The 22,003-nt window shown below is 33.7% G+C and carries 17 protein-coding genes and 1 pseudogene; 6 read left to right on the forward strand and 12 right to left on the reverse strand.

Going from position 1 to position 22,003, the window contains the following annotated elements; translation table 11 throughout:
* Positions 1 to 28 precede the first annotated feature (28 nt).
* From carB to I6U48_RS05800, 3 genes are all read right to left on the reverse strand, one after another.
* A complete protein-coding gene (gene carB / locus I6U48_RS05790; protein ID WP_218319463.1) occupies positions 29 to 3,235 on the reverse strand; it encodes a carbamoyl-phosphate synthase large subunit in 3,207 nt (1,068 codons plus the stop codon).
* A 12-nt stretch (positions 3,236 to 3,247) separates the two neighbouring features.
* Positions 3,248 to 4,297 carry a carbamoyl phosphate synthase small subunit gene (locus tag I6U48_RS05795; protein ID WP_218319464.1) on the reverse strand — a complete coding sequence of 350 codons (1,050 nt, stop codon included), beginning with the start codon at positions 4,295 to 4,297 and terminating at the stop codon, positions 3,248 to 3,250.
* Between the two features lie 316 nt (positions 4,298 to 4,613).
* A complete protein-coding gene (locus I6U48_RS05800; protein ID WP_218319465.1) occupies positions 4,614 to 4,979 on the reverse strand; it encodes a hypothetical protein in 366 nt (121 codons plus the stop codon).
* Positions 4,980 to 5,220: 241 nt separating this feature from the next.
* Between I6U48_RS05800 and I6U48_RS05805 the strand changes: the two genes are divergently transcribed.
* From I6U48_RS05805 to I6U48_RS05825, 5 genes are all read left to right on the forward strand, one after another.
* The gene (locus I6U48_RS05805; protein WP_218319466.1) at positions 5,221 to 5,487 is read left to right on the forward strand and encodes a hypothetical protein; all 267 of its coding nucleotides are present in this window, start codon (positions 5,221 to 5,223) and stop codon (positions 5,485 to 5,487) included.
* A gap of 258 nt (positions 5,488 to 5,745) precedes the next feature.
* On the forward strand, positions 5,746 to 6,084 hold the full coding sequence (locus I6U48_RS05810; protein ID WP_218319467.1) for a hypothetical protein: 339 nt from the start codon (positions 5,746 to 5,748) through the stop codon (positions 6,082 to 6,084).
* The gene (gene preA, locus I6U48_RS05815; RefSeq protein ID WP_218319468.1) at positions 6,077 to 7,294 is read left to right on the forward strand and encodes an NAD-dependent dihydropyrimidine dehydrogenase subunit PreA; all 1,218 of its coding nucleotides are present in this window, start codon (positions 6,077 to 6,079) and stop codon (positions 7,292 to 7,294) included. Before I6U48_RS05810 ends, preA begins: the two co-directional genes overlap by 8 nt.
* A 202-nt stretch (positions 7,295 to 7,496) precedes the next feature.
* Entirely contained in the window at positions 7,497 to 8,666 is a 1,170-nt protein-coding gene (locus I6U48_RS05820) for a hypothetical protein (protein WP_218319469.1), read from the forward strand.
* A gap of 199 nt (positions 8,667 to 8,865) precedes the next feature.
* Positions 8,866 to 11,427, forward strand: a complete 2,562-nt coding sequence (locus I6U48_RS05825) for a winged helix-turn-helix domain-containing protein (RefSeq protein WP_218319470.1) — start codon at positions 8,866 to 8,868, stop codon at positions 11,425 to 11,427.
* Positions 11,428 to 11,664: 237 nt separating this feature from the next.
* Here I6U48_RS05825 and I6U48_RS05830 read toward each other — a convergent pair whose 3' ends face one another.
* The 3 genes and pseudogenes from I6U48_RS05830 to I6U48_RS05840 all read right to left on the reverse strand — a co-directional run bounded on the left by I6U48_RS05830 (position 11,665) and on the right by I6U48_RS05840 (position 15,989).
* Positions 11,665 to 13,224 (reverse strand): ABC transporter substrate-binding protein/permease, encoded by a 1,560-nt coding sequence (locus tag I6U48_RS05830; RefSeq protein ID WP_218319471.1) that lies wholly within the window; start codon positions 13,222 to 13,224, stop codon positions 11,665 to 11,667.
* A gap of 418 nt (positions 13,225 to 13,642) precedes the next feature.
* A pseudogene (locus I6U48_RS05835) lies at positions 13,643 to 14,359 on the reverse strand (amino acid ABC transporter ATP-binding protein); the annotation flags it as partial.
* 37 nt (positions 14,360 to 14,396) lie between these two features.
* A complete protein-coding gene (locus tag I6U48_RS05840; RefSeq protein ID WP_218319473.1) occupies positions 14,397 to 15,989 on the reverse strand; it encodes an ABC transporter substrate-binding protein/permease in 1,593 nt (530 codons plus the stop codon).
* Positions 15,990 to 16,225: 236 nt separating this feature from the next.
* On the opposite strand from I6U48_RS05840, the gene I6U48_RS05845 reads away from it, so the two are divergent.
* Positions 16,226 to 16,486, forward strand: coding sequence for a hypothetical protein (locus I6U48_RS05845; protein ID WP_218319474.1), 261 nt, complete (start codon positions 16,226 to 16,228; stop codon positions 16,484 to 16,486).
* Positions 16,487 to 16,587: 101 nt separating this feature from the next.
* Here I6U48_RS05845 and I6U48_RS05850 read toward each other — a convergent pair whose 3' ends face one another.
* The 6 genes from I6U48_RS05850 to I6U48_RS05875 all read right to left on the reverse strand — a co-directional run bounded on the left by I6U48_RS05850 (position 16,588) and on the right by I6U48_RS05875 (position 21,994).
* A complete protein-coding gene (locus I6U48_RS05850) occupies positions 16,588 to 16,839 on the reverse strand; it encodes a hypothetical protein (RefSeq protein ID WP_218319475.1) in 252 nt (83 codons plus the stop codon).
* 71 nt (positions 16,840 to 16,910) lie between these two features.
* On the reverse strand, positions 16,911 to 17,762 hold the full coding sequence (locus I6U48_RS05855) for an FAD binding domain-containing protein (RefSeq protein WP_218319476.1): 852 nt from the start codon (positions 17,760 to 17,762) through the stop codon (positions 16,911 to 16,913).
* Positions 17,762 to 18,235, reverse strand: a complete 474-nt coding sequence (locus tag I6U48_RS05860) for a (2Fe-2S)-binding protein (RefSeq protein ID WP_218319477.1) — start codon at positions 18,233 to 18,235, stop codon at positions 17,762 to 17,764. Before I6U48_RS05860 ends, I6U48_RS05855 begins: the two co-directional genes overlap by 1 nt.
* On the reverse strand, positions 18,232 to 20,589 hold the full coding sequence (locus I6U48_RS05865) for a xanthine dehydrogenase family protein molybdopterin-binding subunit (RefSeq protein WP_246615219.1): 2,358 nt from the start codon (positions 20,587 to 20,589) through the stop codon (positions 18,232 to 18,234). Before I6U48_RS05865 ends, I6U48_RS05860 begins: the two co-directional genes overlap by 4 nt.
* Entirely contained in the window at positions 20,564 to 20,812 is a 249-nt protein-coding gene (locus I6U48_RS05870; RefSeq protein ID WP_218319478.1) for an acyl carrier protein, read from the reverse strand. Before I6U48_RS05870 ends, I6U48_RS05865 begins: the two co-directional genes overlap by 26 nt.
* A gap of 159 nt (positions 20,813 to 20,971) precedes the next feature.
* Entirely contained in the window at positions 20,972 to 21,994 is a 1,023-nt protein-coding gene (locus I6U48_RS05875; RefSeq protein WP_218319479.1) for a GNAT family N-acetyltransferase, read from the reverse strand.
* Between the last annotated feature and the right edge of the window lie 9 nt (positions 21,995 to 22,003).

Genomic DNA, 22,003 nt, shown 5'->3' on the forward strand with positions numbered 1-22,003 from the left:
TAATTATTTTGTATATAAAATCAGTTCACTAATTAGCTAGATCAAATACATCTAACTTTTTGCTCTTTATATTCTTAGCTTTAACATCTATCATAGCTTTAAGGGTATCTAAAGCTGTTATTACCCCTATATTTCTCTCTACTGCAGCTCTTCTTATAAGGAATCCATCTCTTTTAGAGTCATTTCCCTTAGTTGGAGTATTGACTACTAAATCTACTTCCTTATTTTTTACTACGTCTATTATATTAGGATGATCCTCTGCAAGTTTTCTAACTTCTGTAACCTCTATATCTGCATTTCTTAAAAGCTCAGCTGTCTTTGAAGTTGCAATAAATTTAATTCCTAATTTATGAAGCTGTTTTGCCATAGGTAGGAATTCTTGTTTATCATGATCATTTACAGTTGCCAATATAGTAGCTTTTTCTTTATGAGTAAACATATTAGCACCTACAAAACCTTTATATAAGGCTTCTTCTATTGTTTTTCCAACACCCAATACTTCTCCTGTAGATTTCATTTCAGGTCCTAGTGATATTTCAACGTTTGGTAGTTTTTGCGTAGAGAATACAGGCACTTTTACAGATACTAGTTCAGGCTCTTTATAAATATCTATTCCATAGCCTAAATCCTTCAGCTTTTCTCCAAGCATTACTTTAGTTGCTATTTCTACTATCGGAACTTTACTTACCTTACTTATATATGGAACAGTTCTTGAAGCTCTTGGATTAACTTCTATAACATAAAGTTCACCTTTAAACTCTATGAACTGTATATTTATCATTCCTTTTATGCCTATACCTAGTGCAAGCTTTTTAGTATATTCTAATATCTTAGCTTTCATATCAGTACTCACATTTTGACTTGGATACATAGTTATACTGTCTCCTGAATGCACTCCTGCTCTCTCTAAATGTTCCATTATTCCTGGTATTAATACATTTTCTCCGTCACATATAGCATCTACTTCTATTTCTCTTCCCATTAGATATTTGTCAATTAGTATAGGATTCTTCTTATCCTTCTGGAAGGCATTGGATAGGTAATATACAAGTTCTTTTTCATCATAGGTTATTTCCATACCTTGACCTCCAATTACATATGAAGGTCTTACAAGCACTGGAAATCCTAGTTTTTTGGCTTCTTCTAAGCCTTCTTCTATATTCCATACACCTTTACCCTTAGGTCTTGATATACCTAATTTTTCAAGTAATTCATCAAATTTTTCTCTGTCTTCTGCCATATCTATTTGATCTGCAGTAGTTCCAAGCGTTGCTATATTTTTTTCTTTAAGGAATTCGGCAAGCTTAATAGCTGTCTGTCCTCCAAATTGAAGTATTACTCCATCTGGGTTTTCCTTCTCTATTATATTCAATACATCTTCTTCTGTAAGAGGTTCAAAATATAATTTATCTGATATATTAAAGTCTGTACTCACTGTTTCAGGATTGTTATTTACTATTATAGTTTCTACTCCTAATTTTCTAAGAGCTATTACACAGTGTACTGAAGCATAGTCAAATTCTATACCTTGCCCTATTCTTATTGGACCTGAACCTATAACTATAACTTTTTTCTTATCTGAAACCTCTACCTCATCATAAGTTTCATAGGTTGAATAATAGTATGGTGATAATGCTTCGAACTCTCCTCCACAGGTATCAACCATTTTAAAAACAGCTTTTATTCCCCATATGTTTCTAAGCTTATATACATCATCTGGTGATACTTTAAGCATATCTGCTATTCCTTTATCTGAGAAACCTTTTCTTTTTAATTTATATAACCATTCTTTATCTAAATCACCTATCTTACTAAGCTTTAATCTTTGTTCTTCTTCAACTATCCATTTGAACTTGTTTATAAAGAACATATCTATTCCTGTTATTTCGGCAATTTTGTCTAATCTATAATCACGTCTAAGCATTTCTGCTAAGGCAAACATTCTCTCATCATCTGGAGACATAACTCTTTCCTTTAATTCTGACATGCTCAATTCTATGAACTTTTTATGTTCTAGAGAATATTTTCCTATTTCTAAAGATCTTATTCCCTTTAAGAAAGCCGCTTCAAAATTACTTCCTATGGCCATTATTTCTCCTGTAGCCATCATTTTTGTTCCCAGTTCTCTATCTGCTCCCTGGAATTTATCAAAAGGCCACTTTGGAATTTTAACTACCACATAATCCAGTGATGGTTCAAAGCAAGCATAAGTCATTTGTGTAACTGCATTTTTTATTTCATCTAGGCCATAACCTAAAGCTATTTTAGCTGCTACCTTAGCTATTGGGTAACCTGTTGCCTTTGATGCAAGAGCTGAGGAACGGCTAACTCTTGGATTTATTTCTATAACTGCATATTCAAAGGAATGTGGATTTAATGCAAACTGTACATTACATCCTCCTTCTATTCCTACAGCATTTATTATATCTATAGATGCACTTCTAAGCATTTGATATTCTTTATCTGATAGAGTTTGACTTGGTGCAACTACTATACTATCTCCTGTATGAATACCAACTGGATCTATATTTTCCATATTACATACAGTAATACAATTTCCGAAGCTGTCTCTCATTACCTCATACTCTATTTCTTTCCATCCCTTAACACTCTTTTCTAGAAGCACTTGTCCTATAGTACTTAGCTGAAGTCCGGATTCTAATATTTCATTTAATTCTTCCTCATTATCAGCTATTCCGCCCCCTGTTCCCCCTAGAGTATATGCTGGTCTTACTATAACTGGATAACCTATTTTATTTGCAAAAGCTCTACCGCTTTCTATATCAGTTATTATTTCACTTTGTATAACAGGTTGCTCTATTCTATTCATCATATTTCTAAAGAGCTCTCTATCTTCTCCCTCTTTTATAGATTCGATAGAAGTTCCTATAACTTTAACACCATATTTTTGTATTATACCTTTATCATAAAGCTCTACAGCTAAATTTAGTCCAGTTTGTCCTCCCATTCCTGCAAGAAGGCTGTCTGGTCTTTCTTTAGCTATAACTTTTTCTACAAATTCTACAGTTAAAGGCTCCAAATAAACTTTATCTGCTACTTCTTTATCTGTCATTATTGTAGCAGGATTGCTGTTTATAAGTACAACCTCTACGCCTTCTTCCTTTAAAGCCTGACAAGCTTGAGTTCCTGAATAGTCAAACTCCGCAGCTTGACCTATAATTATTGGACCTGAACCTATTACTAAAACCTTTTTTATATTTCTATTTAATGGCATATCCGCTACCTCCTAAAGTGCATATTTCATGAATTTATCAAATATATAATCGCTGTCCTTTGGACCTGGACACGCTTCTGGATGGAATTGTACTGAGAATATAGGCAAGTTTTTGTGCCTCATTCCTTCAATTGTTCCATCATTTAAGCTAACATGAGTAGTTTCCATATCTTCTGGAAGTACATCAACATAATATCCATGATTTTGTGAAGTTATATGAACTATATTTTGTTCTAAATCCTTAACAGGATGGTTGCAGCCTCTATGTCCAAACTTAAGCTTTGCTGTTTTTCCTCCAAGACTTAAAGCTAAGAGTTGGTGACCTAAACAGATTCCTACAATTGGTTTCTTTCCTATTAGTTTTTTTATATTTTCTATAACTTCTGTTAAATCCTCTGGATCTCCTGGGCCATTAGATAAAAATATTAAATCAGGATTTACAGCTAAAACTTCTTCTGCTTTTGTATCAGCTGGAAAAACTGTAACTTTACATTTTCTTCTTAAGAAAGATCTTACTATATTTTGTTTTATACCAAAATCCATAATTGCAACATGTTTTTCTTTGCCTTCTACTACATACTTTTCTTCAGTAGTCACATTTTGAACTGCTTCTTTATTTGAGAAAGCTTTTATTTTACTCTTAATCTCATTATAGGAAACCTCTTCTAATGTAATTATACCTTTCATAGTTCCACTATTTCTTAAAATTTTAGTTAAGGCTCTTGTATCTATTCCCTCTAAACCTATTATCTTATTTTGCTTTAGATAATCTTCTAGTTCTAATTCTGATCTAAAGTTACTTGAAGCATTACATCTTTCTCTAACTATAAAACCTTTTACTTTAGGCGATTTTGACTCCATATCTTCTAAGTTTATACCATAGTTCCCTATAAGAGGATATGTCATTGTAACAATTTGACCATAGTAAGATGGGTCGGTAAGAATTTCTTGATATCCTGTCATTCCAGTATTAAATACCACTTCTCCAACACTGTCTTTTAGGTATCCAAATGCATTCCCTTGAAATGTTGCTCCATTTTCTAATATAAGTTTTGCTTTCATAAATAGACCTCCTTCATTTTCTCTAGTAAAAATACACTTTTATTGAAGGATCTTCTTTATTTAAAAGAAAAGGGTAATAAGAGGATTAAATTCTAGAAATTAATCTCCCTATTACCCATTATATTTATGAATTTTAAATTTTTCTTATAACAAAAAGACTTCATCATAATCATACCTCTTCCTGGCCTCACAGGACCAAATTAAAGTGTATTTTTTACTTTGTATTTATAGACAATTTTAATGCATAACTTGCAAACTGTCAAGTAGCTTTCCTTGGGAAGTTATCTATTAATATAAGAAAACATATCATAGGATTTTACCCCCATCCTGAGAATCTTTTACCCTTTGATTGGTTATTAGAGTCATTTTCAGATATACTGGAAGTAGCTCCAACTCTATTAGTATTTTTACTGTCATTTTTTCTTACTTGTTCAGACCTACGCGGCAATAAACCAACTTTAGAATCGACTAAACCAGCTAAAGCTCCATCTTGATTTGTTTCTCTTGGATTTGCCTGTCTATTGTATCTATAATTATTGTAAGGATTACTTCCACTAATTGCTCCTATTGTCATTCCACCTGTTATCTGTCCAAGTTCATTCTCTTCTAATTTTTCTTCTATAGTCTCTTCATTTAATTCTTCTTCTATAATATCTTCATTTAGATACTTTTCCGTTGACATAATAGATACCTCCTAAAATTTCGTTTCTGTCAGTTTTTACTAATTTTATTTATTATATATAAATTCTACTAAGCTTTTTATATTTATGTATACGAAATACTACAAATAGTAGCTCAAAATTTGATTAAAAATATATATTTATTTAAATTATATTAATATAAATTTTTGAGCTACATTTAAAAGTGCTTCGTATAATAAAATGCAAATAAGATTTTATATATTATAAAGGGGGGAATTTACTATGTCGGAGGAAAAGAATGTCAACATAGGACCTGAAAACGCAAAAAAGCTGGCAGATCATGAATTAGACCAAATAGTTGGAGGCTCAATATATGAAAGAACAGACCTAGGAGAAGATGGTCATTATTATACTTCGGGATGTGACTATCATATGCCAAATGGTTGGTGTTCTCACTATTTGCGTGATCCAAAGAAGGAACCTTATATTTTAGGAGATTACAAATATTATTGTATTGCCTGTCAGCATCTTGTAAAGACAAGACTTTAGACTTAACAAACATTTTATGTATAAAATCTCAGACAGTATTAAAAGGCTGGGCTCTGTTTACATTATTTCAAAGCTTAGCTTTTTAATATATTGTCCATTGTATACGCTTTAACTTTATTATTCAATATTCATAAAAAAACTGTCACATCAAATACTTCCTTAACATCTTCATTGCCATTAATTATTTTCATTAGAAGTATTATTGTTTAATCCGAAAACAGTTTAAATACAAAACTTATAGAAATGGAGACTTGAACTATGGAAAATAAAACAAATTTTAATAAATTAATAATAGATGAGGAAATTTCCAGATGTCTTTTGTGTTATGAAGCTCCCTGCAGCAGCTCTTGTCCAGTTCAAAAGAATACACTGGGTATTATTATGTCCTTGAGATTTAAAAATTATAAGGGCGCTTACTATAAAGCTCATGAATATTTAGATAAGCTTGGTGCCTGTGGAGTTGCTTGTAACAATAAAATGTATTGCCAGAGAAATTGTATAAGAGGTAAGATGGACAGACCTATAAAAATAAGAATGATACAAGAATATTTATGTACTGAAGCATCAAAGATTATGGAGGTGAAAACTATTGAATAAAGATCTTTCTATAGAATTTTGTGGTATAAAATGTGAAAATCCTTTTTTTCTTTCTTCTTCTGTAGTGGCAAGTAATTTTGAAATGTGTGCTAAAGCATTGGAAATGGGATGGGCTGGTGTAGTCTTTAAGACCATAGGTTTTTATTTGCCAGAAGAAGTTTCTCCTCGTTTTGATGTTATAGGCAAGGAAAATACTCCTTTTATAGGTTTTAAAAATTTAGAACAAATTTCTGATCATCCACTTGAAGAAAATTTAAAATGGATGAAAGAATTAAAAGAAAAATACCCTCAAAAAATTCTTGTTGCCTCAATAATGGGAGAAAGTGAAGAGGAATGGACAGAACTTTCAAAATTAGTAACAGAAGCTGGAGCAGATATAATTGAATGTAATTTTTCCTGTCCACAGATGATAAGCGAAACAATGGGAGCAGATGTAGGTCAAAATCCAAAACTCGTAAAAAAGTATTGTGAATCAGTTAGAAAAGGAACTCATATACCAATACTTGCTAAAATGACACCTAATCTTGATAATATGGTTATACCTGCTGCAGCCGCTATTGAAGGTGGTGCAGATGGTATAGCCGCTATAAATACTATAAAAAGCATAACAAGAATAGATTTAGACAGCTTTTCACCTTATCCAATTATAAATGGTAAGTCATCTGTATCTGGATATTCTGGAAAAGCTATAAAACCAATAGCTTTAAGATTCATAAGGGATTTAGCAGAAAGCAAGGAACTTGAAGGTGTACATATAAGCGGAATGGGTGGCATAGAAAATTGGGAAGATGCAGTAGAATTTTTACTTTTAGGAGCCTCTAATCTGCAAATAACTACTGCAGTTATGCAATATGGGTATAGAATAATTAAAGATTTGATAAGTGGACTTAGTTATTATATGGAGGAGAAGGGCTTTAAAAAAGTGGAAGAATTAATTGGCTTAGCACTAAAAAATGTAGTTTCAGCAGACAAATTAGATAGAAATTATGTAATTTATCCTAAGTTTGAAGATCATAGCTGTGTAGGCTGTGGAAGATGTTATATTTCCTGTTATGATGGCGGTCATCAAGCTATAAGATGGGAAAGCACTATTAGAAAACCTGTATTAATTAAAGAAAAATGTGTTGGATGCCATTTATGTGCTAAAGTTTGTCCAGTAAATTCCATAGTAAATGGAGATAAAAAATATAAATTAGCTAAAAGATTATAAAAACATGTTGCCATATCTTAAAAGCCAAATTCTATTTTATCTTAGAATCTGGCTTTTTTAAATTCTTAACAGTTGAAAAATATTACTCTTTATAAACTAATTTTCAATATTAACTAAATTTTGAGCTACTATGCTTATTATTTCGTATATATATACAAAAACAAAATAATCTACAATTTTTTATTGGAAAGAAGTGTTTTTTATGAATAGTAATTTAAAAGAGAACTCTAATAATGAATATATTAGAAATTTAGTTAGAAGCTATATGAAATCCATTAGACTAAATATTACCAAAGGCAAAAGAAATAAGTTTAATTTTTCAAATGAAGTAATTTATACTGAAGCTAGAAAAGGTTTTTTAAATGGAAAATATATTGATAGACTTGCTATATTTATGAGAGGAACCGGATGCAGCCAGGTTAAAGAGGTAGGTGGCTGTACATTTTGCGGTTTTTATAATGCTACTAATCTAGGTGAAAAAATTAGTGATAAGGATTATATAGAACAGATTAAAAATACCATAAGCAATAAAAAAATTAATTTTTCTAAATATGGTATTGTTTGTTTGTATAACGATGGAAGCTTATTATGTGAAAAAGAAATAAATTTTAATGCAGTACTAAGTATTATTGATATATTGAACAATATTGAATCTGTAAAGAAAATTGTTATAGAATCTAGAGTTGAAAATATAACAAAAGAAAAATTAACTAGAATAAGACAATCGACAAATAAAGAGTTTGATATAGCCGTTGGATTCGAATCTGCAAATCCATTAGTTAGAGATTTATGTATAAATAAAAGCTTTGATTCAAGTACCTTTGAAGAAAAAATTATGATTTGCAATGAAAATAATATAAATCTTACACCTTTACTTATGGCGAAACCTCCATTTCTTACTGAAAAAGAAGCTATTGAAGACTTTGTTAACAGTTTACAATACCTCAATCAGTTTAATATAAAAAGAATAGATATGGAACTTCCTACTGTTGAAGAAAATACTTTAACATATAATATGTGGATAAAAAACATGTATACCCCTCTTAAATTATGGTCTGTAGTAGAAATATTAAAAAAGAAAGAAGAATTAGGGTTAAAAATACCTGTTCACATAAGTCCTATGAATTATTCAGTTTCATCAAAGGCAAAAGCGTCGAATTGCGATTATTGTGACAATCATATGCTTAAACTATTTGAGAAATATAATGAACATGGTGATGTTTCTATATTTGATAAAATTAATTGTACTTGTAAACAAGAATGGGAAAAGTTACTTATAACTAAAGCACCTGATGAAAATTTACCACAATATATAGAAAAAGTAGTTCTGAAATTAATGGAAGACGTAAAAGATTTGAAGATTATTGACTGAAAAACTAATTGTACAAATGTATGTGAACATTATCCAAAATTATTTGGATAATGTTAGTTAATTTTCTTGCAAAATAGTGTAATATAAATATATAGAATTTTATATTTTCACTACTCCATAAGAAACATAGTATAATATGAATCATTAAACAATGAGGTTTTCACTCAAATTAAGTCGTTTATTGTAGGAGATGATGTTGATGATAAAAGAATATCCATCTAATGTTGGATTATTAAAAACAAAATATAGTACTCCTAGGACAAATAAGCATCTGCTGCCACGTATGACTATCAATCACAAGCTGGAAGACTCCTTGAGCCACAAGCTCACTATCATAACAGCTCCTGCAGGTTATGGTAAAACTACTGCTGTGCTTAAATGGCTTGAAGGTATTTCTCTGTCCTCTGCCTGGTTTTCTATTGATGAAGGTGACAACGACCCTTTTATATTCTGGAACTATTTCTGTGCTGCACTCAACCACATTTCAGATGGTATTAGCAAAGCTACAGAATATATTTTTACATCCCAGGAGCTTTTTAAAGCAAATGTCCATCTGAGCATTATAATTGATAAATTATCAACTATATCCTCAAATTTTTTATTTATACTGGATGATTTCCATCTAATTACAACCCCTGCTATTCTTGATGGTCTCTCCTACTTTATAACTTATCTGCCTTCAAACATGCACCTTATAATGATAAGCAGGATTAATCCTCCTTTGAAACTGGCAAAACTTGGCTTAAAAGAAGATTTGGTACGAATCCAAGCAAAAGAACTCCGTTTTGAAACTAAAGAAATCTCTAAGTATTATGAATCAAGAGGATATTTTCTGCAAGAAGAAGATATTCATAAAATTGAACGTTATACAGAAGGTTGGGCAGCTGCACTAGTTGCTGTAGCTCTCTCCCTTAAAGATGAAAAGAATAGGCATAATGTCATAAGCAACTTTGGAAACAGTAATTTGTATATAGAAAACTACCTTGTTGAAGATGTTTATAATACATGGACAAGCGAACAACAGGACTTCATGGAAATATCATCTATTTCAGACAAGCTGTGCGCACTTCTTTGCGAAGAAATCACTAGTTATGATGGCAGTAAATTACTAAAAGAACTGTATACTCAGAACAGCTTTCTTGTAGCCCTTGATTATGAAGGTATATGGTTTAGATACCATCCCCTTTTCTTAGATTTTCTAAGAAAAAAGCTGCTGAAAAGGGATGCTGCCTCAATTCAAGCTCTACACCACAAAGCAGGGGAATGGTTCAAAGCACATGGCTTTTTTAACGAAGCAATCGATCACTTTTTAAAAGGATTTTATTACGAAACCGCTCTGCCTCTTATAGAAAAACACAGCCAAAAATCAATAAGAAAAGGAGAATATTCAAAGGTTATTTCATGGGTTGAAAAGCTGCCAGACAAATATGTTGAAAATTCTCTGATGATTCTTCTTGTAAAAGCAACATATCTTGTAGAGACAGATGATTTCACGAAAGCTTGGAAGTGTTTGGAACGAATAGAATTGTTGTTAAGTATGGATAATATATTTTCCAAAGACTTCAATACAATCTATTTTCTAGTTAAATCTAATTTTTTTATACGACAGGGTAATATCGAGAAAATCTTACAACCTATTATGGAAGCTGCTGCCTGTGGTATAAGCAATGTTATGAGTACAGAATATATGGATATTAATCTATTTGATGTTTCTATTTTCCGTGCTCCATATCATTCACTAATAAAAATGTTCAAAAAAAATTTTACTGAATATAATTCATTTGTCTGGAATTATAGAACCCTAATCAGTACAAATCCTGGATATGCACCACTGATTAAAGGTGAATTGTATTATGAAAAGGGTAAACTAAACGAAGCCCTCCCAGAATTGCTTGCATCCATTGACGAAGCTGTAAATGCTCATTGTGCAGGTGCTTTGATTCCTGCAATGATTACCCTAGCAAAAATAAAGCGTGCTCAAGGTGACATACAAGGTGCCCTGGAAGTTACTCATGAATGTGAAAATAAGGTAGCAGAATTCCATAAACCTCACTGGATTTATATGCTTCGGGCCTTTAAAATCCGACTTTATATTGATCTAGATGATACGAAATTGGTAAATAAATGGCTTGATGAAAACAGGCTAAATATTTACCAGAATATTGTGAGGGCACAGGAATATGAACTTATTGTACTTAGTCGAGTTTTGATTTACAAACAGCGTTATAATGATGCCAATATACTGCTAAACCGGCTTTTAAGCTTTGCTAAGGCACAAAAGAAAGATCACAGCATAGTTGAAATGCAAAACCTTCTTGCTATTGCAGCACTAAAAGACATGAAAGAGGAAATTGCTGAAAAGCACTTTAAAAATGCCCTTTCCATAGGAATTAAGGAAGGCTATGTTAGAAGTTTTGTGGATGAGTTTACTCCTATGATTTCTTTACTGGAGATGTATGTCAAAAATAATAACAAGAGAAACAGATTGCTAGTTTATGCAGAAAATATACTCAGCCAGACAAAAGATGCTGTTAGGCATTTTATAGTTCCTACAAATTCAGATGCAATAGAAAATCTTCTAACTACTATGGAAAAGAAAGTTCTTCGTCTGATAATAAATGCCTATACCAACAAAGAAATTGCAGAAAATCTAGGAATAACCCTCAGAACAGTAAAAGCTCATACCAGTAATATATATGCAAAATTGGGAGTAAAAAACCGTATGCAGTGTATAAAAAAAGTAAAAGAATCATCTGTGTGAATGATGTAGATAAACACGCTAGACACTTAACTTATACTATAAGAGTTATTAGCAATATTGGAAAGAAGCAAATATGTTTTTAGAGGACAATGAAGGTCAGTTTTCTTCTTCACGTCAGAAAAGTAAGAGTTTTTTAAATTAAAGATTTTTCGCAGTGTATCGGATAAAAATCCTCCTTCAATGTCCTCTGTCAATTCTCAACTGTTATATTGGTTCTTTGGATTTTGACTAAAATTTCTAATATATAATCTTATTCTTATTCTTAAATCGTTTTCTCGACCTTGGATCTATTTTCCTCCCCATATAATCAAGTAGAACTGTAAGTAGCCAGGAAATAACAAAGTATATTATTGCAACCATTATTAGTGGAAAGAAGGCATCAAAGGTACGACTTCTTATAATATCACCTGCTTTTGTTAAATCTTGCACTGCAATATATCCAACAATAGAGGTGCTCTTTAAAACAGAAATTACTTCTCCTTTGTAAACTGGGAGCACTTGCTTTATCGCTTGTGGCATAATAATATATAAAAAGGTTTCTATTTTTGTAAATCCTGCAGCAATGCCGGCCTCTTGCTGCCCTTTATCTATACTCAATATAGCAGTCCTAAACATCTCTGATGCATAGGCTGCAAAGTTCATACCAAAAGCAATAACAGCAGCAAGCACAGGATCTATATTTACTGATGCAAAAAACACATAAAAAATCAACATCAAGAATACAAGCATTGGCGTGCCACGTAAAATTGCTATATAGACCGATGCAATATTGCTTAGAAAGCTATTACCTGACATTCTCATAAAACAAATTAACATTCCAAGAATAGTACCAAATATGACAGCAAGGCTTGCTATAATAATAGTAATCTTAAGACCATCTATTATAAGCATGTACCTGTTTTCCAATATTATATTATTATAAAAACTATCTCCTATGCTTTTGATAAAGGACTGCTTGCCCACCTCTTGTTTAGTCTCAGCATCATACTTTGCAAGGTTCTCTTTTAGCACCACAATCCCAGCACCTAGTTTATAATAGGAATCCGAAAAATTTATCTTCTTTTTTCTTTCCTCAGTTATCACAAGCGTACTTGTTATCATATCAATTTTATTAGCAGAAACAGCCGCAATCAAACTGCCAAATTCCATATCCGAAAACACAAGTTTTTTTCCGAGTTCTGCTGCAAAACGCTGTGCCATCTCAACATCAAAGCCAACCATTTTTCCATCTTTTACTGTTGTAAAAGGTAGCCCTTTATCACTGACAATTCCAATCACTAAAGTTCCGTTATTTTCTTTATTTACTATTTTCGGCATACTTTGTGAACCATCAGTTATCCATCTTTTTACCATATCATCATAAACACCATTGCTCTTAATCTTTTTTAAAAAACCATTAAAATCTTCTAGAAGCTTTGTATTATTTTTATTAAAACCCATTCCAATGGGGTTTTCATATATATTTTTTTCTAAAAACTCCATGCTTTTATCATTTCTAAGTATTTCCATCATAGTCTCACGTGTATAAAATGCAGCGTCTATCTTTTTTGACTTTAATGCAACTACAACATCCGATACACTTTTATATTGTAAAATCGTTGCATTAGGATAGTGTTTCATAGCATAATCATCCTGAACAGATCCTAGTAGTACCCCTATACGCTTGTTTTTTATATCTTCCGCTGTAGTAAATTTTTGTGAGTTATCTACTTGTGCCCCATAAACCTTTACTCTGTAGCTTATAAAGACAATAAAACATAACAAACCACAAAGTATACCTGCTAAAATTTTTTTCATAATAATTAATCTCTCCTTTCCTACATATTAGTGCAATACCTGTCCAAATTGAATATTTTCATTATATACTTTTAATCTCCATCGATATGCTATTTTTACCATTTATACACTCTTCCTTAATATTTTCTGTGAAATTATTAATAATTGCGCGGCTTATATCATCCACTCCTAGTTTATCTTCCAAAGGACTAGGTAACTCATTAATGCTGGTAACTTTTATAATTAATTTATCAATTTTTTCAAAATAATCAAAATCGAGTTCCATTGGTGGTTTATAAATGGCAATAAGCTCCTCAGTAAGCAGAAGAATTTTTTGTACTAGCTTTGGTGATAAATATTTTTCACAGAAGCTTTTAATTTCACCATTCATACCATAAAAGTCAAAACTATCACTATTGATATCATAATGGAAGCTTCTTATTCTATTAATAAAGGTTTTTGTTTTTTCTTTTTGCGGATTTTGAAATATTTCCTCTGGCGAACCCTCTTCATATATAACGCCTTCATCCATATAAAAAATCCTGTTTGAAACATTCCTTGCAAATTCCATTTCATGAGTTACAATAGCCATAGTCATGCCATCCTTGGCCAACCTCCTAATTACAGATAAAACTTCACTTACCATTGTAGGATCAAGGGCTGAAGTTGGCTCATCAAATAGTATTATCTCCGGTTCCATAGCAAGGCATCTTGCAATAGCAATTCTTTGTTTCTGTCCCCCTGAAAGCTCATCAGGATAACTGTCCGCTTTTTCTTCAAGCCCTACCATTTTGAGTAATTCAAAACCTCTCCTTTTTGCCTCATCCTTGCTTTTGCCAAGCAATTTAATAGGTCCCAAGGTAAGGTTATTAAGAACAGAAAGATGTTCGTATAGATTAAAGCTTTGAAAAACCATACCCATTTTCTGTCTTAGTTTAGGTACATTTGCTTCCTTAGAAAGAATATCAACTCCATCAATCTCAATACTACCACCAGCTGGTACCTCCAGTAAGTTAAGACACCTCAAAAATGTACTTTTTCCTGTTCCTGAAGGGCCAATGATTGATATAACCTCACCTTTTCTTATCTGACAGTTAACGTCCTTTAAAACCTCTAAATCTCCATATTTTTTCGACATATGTGATACATTTATCATATTACTCACCGCACCTCTCTTACTTATTTCTATATACTTACGTAGTAAAATTACTTTCTTTTACTGTAAACTTAATCTTAGACTTTGATTGTTTTCTTGCTCTTGGATCTATCTTCCTTCCCATATAATCAAGCAGCATTGTAAGTAACCAAGATAGAATAAAGTATATTGTTGCTACCATTATTAGTGGAAAGAAGGCATCAAATGTACGGCTTCTTATAATATCTCCTGCTTTTGTTAAATCTTGTACTGCAATATATCCAACGATAGAAGTATTCTTTAAAAGAGAAATGACTTCTCCTTTATAAACTGGAAGCACCTGCTTTATTGCTTGTGGCATAATAATGTATAAAAAAGTCTGTACTTTTGTAAACCCTGTTGCAATGCCAGCTTCCTGTTGCCCTTTATCTATACCCAATATAGCAGTCCTAAACATCTCTGAGACATAGGCTGCAAAATTCATACCAAAGGCAATAATAGCAGCAAACACAGGATCTATATTTACCGATGCAAAAAACACATAAAAAATTAACATTAAAAATACAAGTATTGGCGTACCACGTAAAATTGCTATATAACCCGATGCAACATTGATTAGAAGCCTATTCCTTGACATTCTCATAAAACAAATTAACATTCCAAGGATAGTGCCAAATACGGCAGCAAGACCTGCTACAATAATAGTAAGCTTAAGACCATTTACTATAAGCATATATCTATTTTCAAGTATTATGTTATTATAAAAACTATCACCTATGCTTTTGATGAAGGAAGATTCAGTCTTATCGTGATTAGTTTCAGAAGCATAGCTTGCAAGATTCTCTTTAAGCACCAAAACCCCAGTACCTAGTTTATAATAGGGATCTGAAAAATTTATCTTCTTTTTTCTTTCCTCAGTTATAGCAAGTGCACTTGTTATCATATCAACTTTATTGGTAGAAACAGCCGCAATCAAACTACCAAATTCCATATCCGAAAACACAAGTTTTTTTCCAAGTTCTGCTGCAAAACGCGTTTCAATCTCAACGTCAAATCCAACTAGTTTTCCATCTTTTACTGTTGTAAAAGGCAGTCCATCATCACTGACACCTCCAACCACCAAAGTTCCGTTATCTTCCTTATTAGGTATTTGCGGCATGCTCTGTGAGCCATCAATCATCCATCTTTTTACCATATCATCATAAACACCATTACTTTTAATTTTTTTCAAAAAACTATTAAATTCTTCTGAAAGCTTTGTGTTATTTTTATTAAAGCCTACTCCAACAGGTACTTCATACAAATTTCCCCCTAAAAACCCCATACTTTTATCAGCTTTAAGTATCTCCATCATGGTTTCACGGACATTAAGTATAGCGTCTACCTTTTTTGACTTTAACGCAACTAAGGCATCTGATGAACTTTTATATTGCAAAACAGTTGCATTAGGATAGTTTTTTAATGCATACTCAGCCTGAAGAGATCCTAGTAATACTCCAATCCGTTTATTTTTTATGTCTTCCACTGTAGTAAATTTTTGTAAATCACCTTTTTTATTAGATCCTTGTGACCCATAAACATTTACTCTGTACTCTATAAAAAAAGTAAAACATAATAAGATACAAATTATACCTGTTAAGATTTTTTTCATAATAATTAGTTCCCCTTCCCTTTCTATAATTTATAAATTCTTTAATTGAGCTCGTCATGTTATTTATACGAAACACTTTTAAAAGTAGCTCAAAAATAAGAAAAGAGTTAGAAAAAATTCTTTGTTTATTATCGCGAATATATTTTTGCATTTTCATATTTTTATGAGCTACTATTTTATTTCCTTCGTATAAATAAAATAACAAAAGAAATAAAAATTTAGGAGGATATTTTGCTATGATAAAGGAAAAAGAAAAATTTTCTAACTCAAACAATCAAGATTTTGATAAGTTGTCAGATGATACTCTAAATTTTGCGACTGGTGGAACTACTTATTGGCTCTGCGGAAATGATGGATATAGCGATGGCTGTCTAAACTGTGAATGGTTTTATCTAGATGATACAACTGATGTTAATAAGATTTTTTACTACTGTATTTCCACAACACCCAATACATTATTAAAAGAGGAGTTAAAAACAAGTCCAAGAAAATATTAAAAGTAAAATCATTGTTGTAAACTGTCAAGCCGAATCGATTCTTCTTCAAATTTGATGGGGCTGCCCTAAAACTAAGTTAGTTTTAGGGCAGCCCTTAAATATTAGAGTTTTTCAGCAGGGCCACTATGACAATCTGGATACTTACACTTATAATATCTATACCAAGTAGTCCCTTTTAGATGTTCTTCGTGACTCAATGCTCCACAAAGTGAACATTTTTTTGTCGCTATTTTACTGCAACTTGTAGTACCATGATAATCCGAGTTTCCTGGATTTCCGTCTTCTTGCCCTCCAGTAATTTTTTCAAGCTGATTATCTGAAAGCAAATTTTCTTTTGAATCTTGTGATTTCATAATTTAATTTCACTCCTTCATAATGTTGTAGTTATCTATTAATACGGAAAACTTAAAAAAGCAGCTCATAATTAGTTAAGTCTAAAGTCACTTTCGCTGCAAAGACGAAATAGTAAATTAGCAGCTAAACACCTCCTATATTCAGAACTTGCTCGAATATCATCAATAGGTGAAACCCCTAAAGCAGCCATTTTTCCTGCTTGAGAGAGTGTTGTATCGGATAAAACCTTCCCTTTAAGAAAGTTTTCTACTTCTGGTAGTATCATTACAGCAGGACCAACGCTGCCCCAGGCCAATTTAATCTTTTCTACAGTTCCATTGGAATTTAGCTGAAGCATCACAGCTAAACTGGCAATAGCAATGGCTAGCGCCTTACGTTTGCCAACCTTGTAATAAGCAGAAAAAGTATTAGATTCTAAAAACGGAATATAAATACCTGTTACAAATTCTCCCTGTTTCAGTATTGTTTTGCCTGAATCTTTAATAAACTCAGCAATGGGCACACAGCGTTTTTCAACTTGACCATAAATCTCAATCTTTGCATCAAGAACATAAAGTGATGGTAAAGTATCTCCTGCTGGAGATGCAGTACACAAATTTCCACCTAAGGTTCCACTGTGACGAATAAGTGGTGAACCAAGTACGGACAATGCATCATGCATCCCTTTGAAACGCTGCTTGATAATCGGTAGTTCTAGAAGCTGCTGATGAGTCACACCAGCACCAATAAAAATATTATTTTTACCCTCCTCTACTTGCTGTAATTCACTTAAATGCTCTATAGAAAATAACGCAGATGGTTTATCGCCATGTTTTCGAAGTTTAACTAAAAGATCAGTACCACCTGCTAATATTCGTCCATCAGAGTAAATCTCAAACAATTCTCTTAGCTCCCTAAAAGTACGAGGGAAAAAAACTTCCATTACTCACACCCACCCTTCAACAAGTCAGCTGCAGCCAAAGTTGCTTCCACAATTTTTTGGTAACCTGTGCAACGACATAAATTACCGCTTAACCCCTCTCTAATTTCCTGACGAGTTGGCTTAGGATTGCGATGCAGCAAATCAAGCACGGATAATATCATACCTGGAGTACAGAAACCACATTGTACTGCACCATGATTAATAAATGCTTGCTGCACTATATGGAAGCCGCCCTCAGGTGCTACCCCTTCGATTGTAGTTACTTTTCTGCCTTCAAGCTGAGATGCTAGAAGCAAACAAGAAAGACGGCTTATTCCATCAAGGAGTATGGTGCAGGCACCACATTCACCAGCACCACAGCACTCTTTTACTCCAATTAATCCAAAATCTTCTCTTAGAAGGTCAACTACTCGTCTATCAGGCTGAGTATCTACTACTGTTTCCTTATCATTAAGTATAAAACTTATTCTCATCGAACAGCCTCCCTTCCAGTTTGACGAAGAGCTAATAATATTTTTTCCCCAGACAGCGTCCCCTCTGTAATACGCTTTCCTATAATGGATGCAAGTCCATTAGCAACAGCTGGTAAAATGCCATCTATACCAATTTCACCTGCACCTTTCATACCATATGGTCCATCATACTCTGCCAAGGATACAGTAATTATTTCCATATCAGGTATATCCATAGCTGTTGGTATAATATAAGTAGAAAAATCATTTGTCCTTATTTTTCCATATTTTAGAGAAAAATCTTCAAACATAGCATATCCAATTCCCTGAGCAGCACCACCTTGAATTTGCTGTTCAAAAACCTCAGGATTTAATACGCAACCAGCATCAATACAGTTCAGCAACTCACATATTGATGTTTCACCAGTTAAAGTGTCCAGCTCCACCCTAACTAACTGCACACCATAGGAAAAAACTCTATGAGGATATCCATGACATCTTAGATTTTTACCTGTCTTCATTACTTGTTTGTTTACTGGAGTTGTATAGCTGTAGGTAGTTGCCCTTTCGCTGACATCCATAGATCCTGCAACCATTTTTAGAGGAAGCTCCATACCAGAAGGCTGATGTAAAATTCGCCCAGGTAGCAACACTAAATCATCAATATTCAATTGCTCTAACATCTGAAAAGAAAATAACAGCAATGCCCTTTCCAAAATTCGTTTTTTAAGTATATTCGCCGCCTCTCTTACTGCATTTCCATAGGTAAAGGTTGTACGACTACTAGAAGATGAAGCTGAAGGTAGGGTCTTTGCTGTATCTGTCATAACTATTTCCATATTATCATAGCCTTGAAACAAAACATGTCCTGCAATTTGCAGATAAGTTGAGGCGTTACCCTGCCCCATATCTCCCACACCAATATAAACAATAATACGACCATCATAAGAGAGTTCTAACTTGGCATTTGCATAATCTGCAATAACGGGACCAAAACCAATGCCATGATAACAAGCTGCTATGCCGACACCTCTTCGTTTAAAAGCTGGAGCACTATCTATCCATGACTGACGCTCCTGCCACAGCCTATGCTTTGATACCTTTTCCAAACATTCTTCCATACCTACAGTTTGGGTAAGCAATACTCCTGCCGGCGTAACACTACCCCGTCGGACAGCATTTTTAATTCTAAACTCCATTGGATCAATTCCTGCTGCCTTAGCTAGTTCATCTATTACCTGCTCCATTCCTGCTGCTGCCTGTGGTACTCCAAAGCCACGAAAGGCACTAGCAACTGGGTTATTAGTATAAACAACAGTTCCTCTAATTTGCGTATGTGCAATGCAATAGGGACCACCAGCATGTTCCATTGCCAGCTCAAGAACTTCTCCACCAAGGGCTGCATATGCACCTGTATCCATTAAAATGCTGCAATCAAGAGCTTGCAAAATACCTTCCTCATTACATCCTAATTTATATTCCATAACAGCAGGATGTCTCTTTGTTCCTGCTAAAAATCTCTCTTCTCTTGAATACCACATTTTTACTGGTCTTCCACCTGAATTAAGTGCTGCAAGAGCTAAAAATCCCTGTACTGTAATGCCATCTTTGCCGCCAAAAGCACCTCCTAAATAAGGTGCCATAATTCTAAATTTGTTTGGAGGTATTTTCAAGGCCCCTGCCAGCTCCAGCCGATCCCTAAAAGGAGTCTGAGTTGAAGCAATAATAGCTATACTACCATCCTCCTCCAACCACGCTACTCCACATTCTGTTTCAAGACAAGCATGGTCCTGCCAATTTACCGAAACTAATACTTCTGCAGTGTATGCACAGTCCACTAAAGCCTCTGCACCCTTGCCACAGCTGATTTCGGAACTGAGCAGCACATTACCGCAAGCTCTATTTGGATGAAGGATTACCGAGTCTTCTTTTAGAGCTTCCTTAGGATCAAACACAGCGGGCAGTGGCTCATATTCGACTAAAATAGCAGCTATTGCCTTCTCCAGTATATCTTTCGTCTCAGCAGTCACTAATGAAACAGCCTCGCCATAATGACGAACTATACCATCTGCTAGTATAGGCTGATCCTTTTCAAAAATTCCCAGCCTATTACTTCCCAGTACATCTTCACCTGTCAATACTGAAATAACACCAGCCATGTTTTTCGCCTGTGAACTATCAATACTTATAATCTTAGCATGAGGATATGCAGACCGCTTAATACCTGCCCACAAGTAATTTTGAGGATAATAATCCGCCGCATACTTTTCTTCGCCTGTCACTTTAGTCAAAGCATCAAATCTAATTGCAGATCTTCCAATGACAGGAGATTCACAGGTTATAGGACGATTAATCTGACACATGGTTTTCCACATAATCAATAATACTTCCTAGTGTCTTTAGCTTTATCACAGCTGCACCATCCACAATAAAATCAAAGGTATCCTCAATGTCAGCAAGCAGCCAGCTAAATCCTAGCGAATCTAATCCAAGTAGTGTTAATTCCGTGTCCATTTCAATTGTCTCCGGAGTAATATTTTCTTCTACACGTTTAACAATCATTTCCCTCAAGTGATTTTCAATTTCTTTTCTATTCATCTTTACATCTCCTTGTATACATTTATTCACTTTATCTTCTCTTCCTCATCAATAGCTTTGGCTGTAGCCTCTGGCATATTATAATACCCTTTCATTTGAGAAGGGCTTTTAATGCAAAGAACCCTTCCTTTCACTACATCAATGGACAACAGTTAATTATTAAAGATCTCCCCTTACTTCTTGCCAATCATTTTTAATAAACTCCATAATTTTCTTAGATCTCTTACTATAAAGTTTTACACCTTGAAAATTAGGTAGACCTACTATTTTTTGCATAAAGAAACCATCATCATCAAACCATCGAGGCAGTGCTCCCCCAAAAAAGTAACCTCTCTTACGCAAAATATCAACTGCCGCACCAGTACACGGACGGGTAAGTCTCATAAACACTTGTGTAACCACGATACCTGCTGCTTTTGTCTTAACTTCTAAGTTGTTTAAATAAACTTCAAAATCACTACCTATTTCATCAATAGTAATCCTTGCCACCCCTGCATTGTTAAATATCTGTAGTTCTCCCACCGTTGAAATTTCCCCTGGCAGCACACCCTCCGATGTAACAAAGCAATGTCCACAATCCGCTGCTTCATAGATTTCTTTCAATATCTCTTCATAAACCTTAGGAAGATAGATGGTCTGCAGTTTATTTTTAAAGTTATAAAAAACAACTAATGTGGAAACACGGCCATTGGCTGCTTGTGAATTAGCTTGACTATAGGATTCAGCAGGTATCAAATCCACCTCTAGTCCCGTTTCATAACCTCCATGTCTCACAGCTGATTGCTGGGTAAATAAATGATTACATACCGCTTCGCCCCATACCTGCTCTAATCCATAACGTTGCGGAATTTTTTTTAAAGACTCACCGATCAACTTCATAGCTATCCATGACTTTCTATAATCATGCCTTACCATCAATTGTCCGTATTCGTATAACCTTTTATTTGGAGGTGATGATTGATATAAAGCAGCTTGTCCAACTACCTCTCCATCCTCAGTACGGGCAACCATTCGATAGGTTTCACCTGCATTGCTCTGACGTACGAGTTCCTTTGTGTCATACACTTCTTTTCTTGGATAATCATCTCCGTAAATTGCCCGATACAAATCCACTACACCCTGAGCATCCTCTGAAGTAAAAAAATCAATTCTCCATGGCTTTATTGCTGACTCTCCATACATATCTATATC

Origin of the sequence: Clostridium thailandense (assembly GCF_019207025.1) — a bacterium.
GTDB lineage: Bacteria > Bacillota > Clostridia > Clostridiales > Clostridiaceae > Clostridium_AM > Clostridium_AM thailandense.